Consider the following 6,068-nt stretch of genomic DNA (forward strand, 5'->3'; position numbering starts at 1 on the left):
CGTCTCGATATTGTGCAATCCGGCCTGGGCCGCGCCGACCTGATCGGTCCCCGCCCCGATCAGCTCGTGCCCGCTCACCAGCCGCCCGGCACCGGCAAGGCCGCCGCCACGAAGCGCCCGGTGCGCCCGATCGGCAGAGGACAGAGATTCACCACCAAGGGCGTGCCCTTTCCAAAGAAGTGTCCCAGAACGCTCCATCTGCATAGCTGATCTGCCGAGTGGCGATCCGACCCACAAGCAGATCCGATTTCGCCGGCAGCGTGGCGCCCGCATGTCGGCCATAGAGACGGCTGTTTCTGCTTCCTGAAAGCGGACGACGCGGTGAGGAATGGACAAATCGAAGTTGCGCCATTTGTGGAAATTCGAGGCGAGGTCGGCCAACGTCTGCAATCGAAGGCAGGGCCGGACATCCCCCTCATTCGGGAGGCCCGTCCTGAGCAAGCGTTGGCGAAATGCTCTGCATCGGCCGTGCCCCTAGGCCTCATCCGCGATCCATGCGAGCGAAGCTCCATGCGGGTCGGTCCAGGCGACAGGAGTGCGGTTCACAGAGAGGAGGAAGCGCCCGGGTGGCCAGCTTGTTCCTGCGCGCGTGGCGATGGACGGGAATGCGCGGGGGAACTCGTTCGATACCCAATATGGAGCGTGACGCATCGCCTGCCCGGCGAAAGCCTCCCTGTCTGCGGGCTCGGAGATGTAGTCGAGGACGGCCGTGTGAAAGACGACAAGGGTGGCGTCCTTTGGGGCTTCGCTGCAGAGCCGAGCGAACTCGCTCCCGCGCAAGTCGCCCTTCACGATCCGTGGCTTGACCGTGGCAGCGATCTTCACTGCCGCCTGCAGAATGGCAAGCCGCTCCGTCTGCTCCGGCCAGACCAGTGTCTCAAGCTATGCGACTTGCGCAGGATCTGAAGCATCGATTGGACTGAGGTCCAGCCCCGCTCGCCAGACGACGTGCGGCGCGGCCGTCGGCAATGGGGTCGTCTCGCTGACGGAGCAACGCAAGATAGGCGGCTCCGAGGCCATCGAGGGTGGGCGGATCGCCTTGCGGCCGTAGTCGTAGCCATAGAGGTCGGGCATGAGGCAGAGCCCGGCGGAGGTTCCGACCTCGAGGAGCGCCAGCGGCTGCGGCAATCGCGCTAGGACGGGGAGCAGCGAGGCGCACCTTCCTGGTTCGTTGGTTTGTGTCGAACGCTCGAGCATCAGCGAACGGACAGCGTCGGGGTGGGCCAGGAGCACCTGACGAAACTCGGTCCAGCCCTTCGGTGTGCCGAACAGGTGACGCACCGCCGCAAGCAGAAGGTTCGGTTGCCTTTTCGTGTCCGGGAGGGTCGATAGGAAGCCGAGTGTCTCCCGGTCTCCATCAACCGCAGGAGCCAACGCCTCGTAGAGCGGCGAACGGCCGTGGGCTTCCGTATCGGCGAAGTGAACATACCGGGCTGAGATCTCAGCCAAGCCCTCCTCATCCATGTCCGGTGATCCCTCGACTACGACTTCTGGTCACAGTACACGATCTTCGGGTGTGATGGCAGTCAAACAAGCGATGCCTCGGAGCACCGGCCGACGGAGGGCCAGTGTGATTCCAGGGGCTGCCGCTATGTCGTGTTTTCCTGAGAAGTGTTAATAAGCTTCCGCTGGATTGCCCGGCGTGACGGCGATACGCGCGACCTGAATGGCCATGTTAATGTCCATTCTTGATCAAGGGAGGATGGCGCCATGGAAACCGCAGAACTACGATATAATTGGGCCGATCCCGACGTCTACGAGACATTCATAGGGCGCTGGAGCGAACATCTGGCAAGCCCATTTCTTACCCGTGCCAATGTTGCTCCGGGCAGTCGCGTGCTCGATGTAGCATGTGGGACGGGTGTGTTGTCGAAAGCACTGGCCGAGGCGGGAGCGCATGTGATCGGTGTTGACGCATCGGAGGGATACCTGGACGGAGCCCGCCGTCGACGATCCCACCCCAATATCGCATATGAACACGGCGATGTCCGGCAACTGCGGTTCGACGCCAATTCTTTCGATGCGGCAGTTTCCACCCTGGCCCTGGACGTTATCCCGGAAATTGAACAGGTAGTTGCCGAGATGAAGCGCGTGACCCGTCCAGGCGGCGTGGTCGCGTCCGCCGTTACTCAGTTCTTTGGTGGCATGCCCGCATTCGATCTCGTCATTAACACCGGCGCCGTGCTTGAGGCCGACTTCGCAAGGCTGAGATCCATGCGGGCGGGGCGTCAGCTCTTCTGGCCTGATGGTCAGGCAACGCTGTGGCGGAAGATCGGCCTCGTCGACGTGACCGAGATTCCCATTGTCGTGGATTGCGAGTATGCGTCCTTCGCCGATTATTGGGCCACGTTCACCGACGGCCCAGGCAGCACCACACCCACATTGATGGCTCTTTCTGGCGACGCCCGCGGTTCGATCGAACAGCATGTTCGTGCTGGGTATCTGGTTGGCTTGCCCGATGGACCCCGGTCATTTCCTATGATGTTCCGTATGGTGCGTGGCTTGGTCCCAGCGTAACACTGGAGAGCATGCATTGGGGCCTCCGCCGGCCGCGTGTACGCAGTTCTAAGACCTACCCGAGGGTTGATCATCAGCTATCGTTCCTCGGCAGCCAAAAGTGCCAGGCCGCTTCCGGCCCCATTCAGGTCATTCAAAAAAATGGATCGCGAATGGCTATGGGCCCACCTGGGAGCGCACCTTCTCGCTGCATGACGGCGGCGAAGAAGCCATCGGTATCGTTGCGCGCGGGCGTCAGCGACAGGTAGTCCGGATGAGATGAGTTCGCCAGTTGCGGCGCGGCCTCGTTCAGCGGCACCACACGAAAAGCGGGATGTGCCGCAAGGAACGCTGCCACCTGGTCCTCATTCTCCTCGGACAGCATAGAGCATGTCGCGTAGGCCAGCCGTCCACCGGGTTTCACCAGGCGCGCCGCGCTCGCCAGGATCCGGGCCTGCAACGACACGAGCTTGTCCAGACCCTGTTCCTCCGGCGCGCGCCAGCGCGCATCGGGATTGCGTCGCCATGTGCCGGTGCCGCTGCATGGCGCGTCCACCAGCACGCGATCGAAACCACCTTTGTGGCGCTTGATCCACCGATCCGTTTCGCCGGCCAGGAGCCGCGTCTCGATATTGTGCAATCCGGCCTGGGCCGCGCCGACCTGATCGGTCCCCGCCCCGACCAGCTCGTGCCTGCCCACCAGCCGCCCGGCACCGGCAAGGCCGCCGCCACGAAGCGCCCCGTGCGCTCGATCGGCAGAGGACAGCGATTCACCACCAAGGGCGTGCCCTTTCCAAAGAACTGAGCCGTAACGCTCATCAGCATAGCTGATTTGCCGGGTGGCGATCCGAGCCACAAGCAGATCCGATTTCGCAGGCAGCTTGGCGCCCCAACGCAGTCGTTTGAGAACGACTCGGCGAATGACCGTTATGGGGGTTCAAGCGTCTAGTCGTAACGGCAGCGACACCAGCCGTCGAGGTTGGGCCGACATTAGTTCGGACAATCGCCAACCTCGCCTTCGACAGGAAGGAAGAAACGTCGCCGTTCGCGCGGTCGCGGCGAATTCGTAACCCTACTCGGCGGGCGTCTCCGATGGCGTCTCTGCCGGCCCCGAAGGCTCGGCTTCGGCACGGGGCTTGCGCCCTGAAAACAGCGACCTGAGCGTGACGTAGAACACCGGCGTCAGGAACAGGCCGACGAAGGTGACGCCGAGCATGCCGGAGAACACCGCGGTGCCGAGCGATTGGCGCATTTCTGCGCCCGGGCCCGTTGCGATCATCAGCGGCACGACGCCGAGGATGAACGCGAAGGCGGTCATCAGGATCGGCCGCAGCCTGAGCCGGCAGGCTTCGACGGCAGCCTCTGCGACCGACAGGCCCCGTTCCTGCGCCTGCCGCGCGAATTCGACGATCAGGATCGCGTTCTTGGCGGCAAGCCCGATCAACACGATGAGGCCGATCTGCACGAGGATGTTGTTGTCCAGCCCTCGGAAAGTCCCGCCGAGCAACGCCGCGAGCACGCCGAGCGGCACCACCAGCACTATGGCAAACGGCAGCACCCAGCTTTCATATTGCGCCGCCAGCGCCAGGAAGACGAACAGCACCGACAGTCCGAAGATATAGACTGCGGCATTGCCGGTGTTGCGTTCCTGATAGGCGAGCTCGGTCCATTCGTAGGAGGTACCGGCCGGCAACGTCTTTGCCGTGATCCCTTCCATCAATGCCAGCGCGTCGCCCGTGGAAACGCCGGGCGCGGCGTTGCCCTGCAGCGGCACCGAGACGTACATGTTGTAGCGCTGGACCAGCGCCGGGCCGGTGACGTCGCGGATCTCGAGCAACGTGCCGAGCGGAACCAGCGCGCCGGACGCCGAGCGAACCTTCAGTTTCAAGATGTCGGCGCGATCGAGGCGGAAGGCCTGGTCGGCCTGCGCCCGCACCTGGTAGACGCGCCCGAAAGCGTTGAAGTCGTTGACATAAGCAGTGCCCAGATTGATCGACAGAGTCTCGAAGATGTTGGGGATCGGCACGTTCAGGATGCGCGCCTTGTCGCGATCGATCGCAAGGAAGAATTGCGGGCTCGACGCGGAGAAGGTGGTGAACACGCCCATCAGCCCCGGCGTCTTGTTGGCCTTGCCGGCGATTTCGTAGGCAAGCGCCAGGATCTGCCGCATGTCGGCGCTGTTGCGCTCCTGGATCTGCAGCTTGAAGCCGCCGGCATTGCCGACGCCGCGAATAGGCGGCGGCGGCAGTGCTATTATGAAGGCTTCCTTGATGCTTTGCAGGCTGCCGAACAGATTGCCGATGACCCTGGTCGCCGACTGGCCGGCTTTCAGCCTCTCATCAAACGGCTTGAACCTGGCGAAGATGACGCCCTGGTTGCTGGCGTTGGTGAAGGTCGCGCCGGAGAAGCCGGCGAACGCGACTGCGTAGTCGACGCCTGGGGTTTTCTGGATGATTTGCGACGCCTGCTGGATGACCGCATCGGTCCTCGACAGCGAGGCGCCGTCGGGCAACTGGACGACGACGATCGCATAGCCCTGGTCGAGCGACGGAATGAAACCGCGCGGCACCGTCTGCACCATGTAGACCGTGGCGTAGATCAGGGCCGCGAAAACGGCCAGCATGGCGGTGATCGCTATCCGCGAGCCGACCAGCACGCGAATGATGCTGGAATACCAATGGGCGACCCTGTCGAAGCCGCGATTGAAGCCGTCGGCGAGCGCCCGTCCGAACCGCGCCAGGAAAAAGCGCGGCGCCGCCGCCGCGGCATGGTGCGGCTTGAACAGCAGTGCGGCCAGAGCTGGCGAAAGCGTCAGCGAATTGAATGCCGATATCGCCGTCGAGACCGCGATGGTAATCGCAAACTGCAGGTAGAACTGCCCGGAAATGCCGGGGATGAAGGCTGTCGGCACGAACACGGCTATCAGCACCAGCGAGATCGCGATGATGGCCGTTCCGACTTCGTTCATTGTCAGGTGCGACGCCGGATTGGGCGCCAGCCCACTGGCAATATTGCGCTCGACGTTCTCGACCACGACGATCGCATCATCGACGACGATGCCGATCGCCAGAACGAGGCCGAACAGCGTCAGCATGTTGAGCGAGAAGCCGGCGGCGTAAAGCACCGCCAGGGTGCCGATCAGCGACACGGGGATCGCCACGATCGGCACGATCGCCATGCGCCACGACTGCAGGAAGACGATGATGACGATGATGACGAGCAGCATCGCCTCGAGGATCGTCTTGTAGACCTCCTGGATCGACTCGGCGACGAACTCGGTCGGATTGTAGACGATGTCGTAGTTCAACCCCTTCGGAAAGTCGCGGGAAAGCTCCTTCATCTTGTCCTGGATCTCCGCGGCCGCGGCGAGCGCATTGGTGCCCGGCCGCTGGAAGATGGCGAGCGCGACCGCCGGTTTGCCGTTGAGATAGGAGTTGGTGACGTAATCCTTGGCTCCGAGTTCGATGCGCGCCACGTCCTGCAGCGCGATCAGGCGCCCGTCGTCGGTCGATTTGACGATCACGTATCGGAAGTCGCGGGCGTCGTTGAAGCGGCCTTGCGTGGTGACCGTG

4 protein-coding genes and 1 pseudogene are annotated in these 6,068 nt (G+C 63.1%); 2 read left to right on the forward strand and 3 right to left on the reverse strand.

The window, feature by feature from the left end; translation table 11 throughout:
• The coding region (locus tag EOA24_RS43250; protein ID WP_133374594.1) for a hypothetical protein at positions 1–210 on the forward strand (210 nt) is incomplete at its 5' end.
• 264 nt (positions 211–474) lie between these two features.
• Here the strand turns inward: EOA24_RS43250 and EOA24_RS24565 are convergent.
• Positions 475–1,464 (reverse strand): annotated as a pseudogene (locus EOA24_RS24565) (DUF2332 domain-containing protein).
• Between the two features lie 246 nt (positions 1,465–1,710).
• Between EOA24_RS24565 and EOA24_RS24570 the strand changes: the two are divergent.
• Entirely contained in the window at positions 1,711–2,517 is an 807-nt protein-coding gene (locus EOA24_RS24570) for a class I SAM-dependent methyltransferase (protein WP_126081570.1), read from the forward strand.
• A 133-nt stretch (positions 2,518–2,650) separates the two neighbouring features.
• On the opposite strand, the gene EOA24_RS24575 is transcribed toward EOA24_RS24570, so the two are convergent.
• Both EOA24_RS24575 and EOA24_RS24580 read right to left on the reverse strand, forming a co-directional pair.
• The gene (locus EOA24_RS24575) at positions 2,651–3,196 is read right to left on the reverse strand and encodes an RsmB/NOP family class I SAM-dependent RNA methyltransferase (RefSeq protein ID WP_245501848.1); all 546 of its coding nucleotides are present in this window, start codon (positions 3,194–3,196) and stop codon (positions 2,651–2,653) included.
• A gap of 372 nt (positions 3,197–3,568) precedes the next feature.
• The coding region (locus EOA24_RS24580) for an efflux RND transporter permease subunit (protein ID WP_133374595.1) at positions 3,569–6,068 on the reverse strand (2,500 nt) is incomplete at its 5' end.

Source organism: Mesorhizobium sp. M2A.F.Ca.ET.039.01.1.1 (assembly GCF_003998035.1).
Classification (GTDB): Bacteria; Pseudomonadota; Alphaproteobacteria; order Rhizobiales; family Rhizobiaceae; genus Mesorhizobium.

Coding starts and splice junctions, on each gene's coding strand:
- EOA24_RS24570 (WP_126081570.1), top strand. CDS start 1,711: ATGGAAACCGCAGAACTACGATATAATTGGGCCGATCCCGACGTCTAC.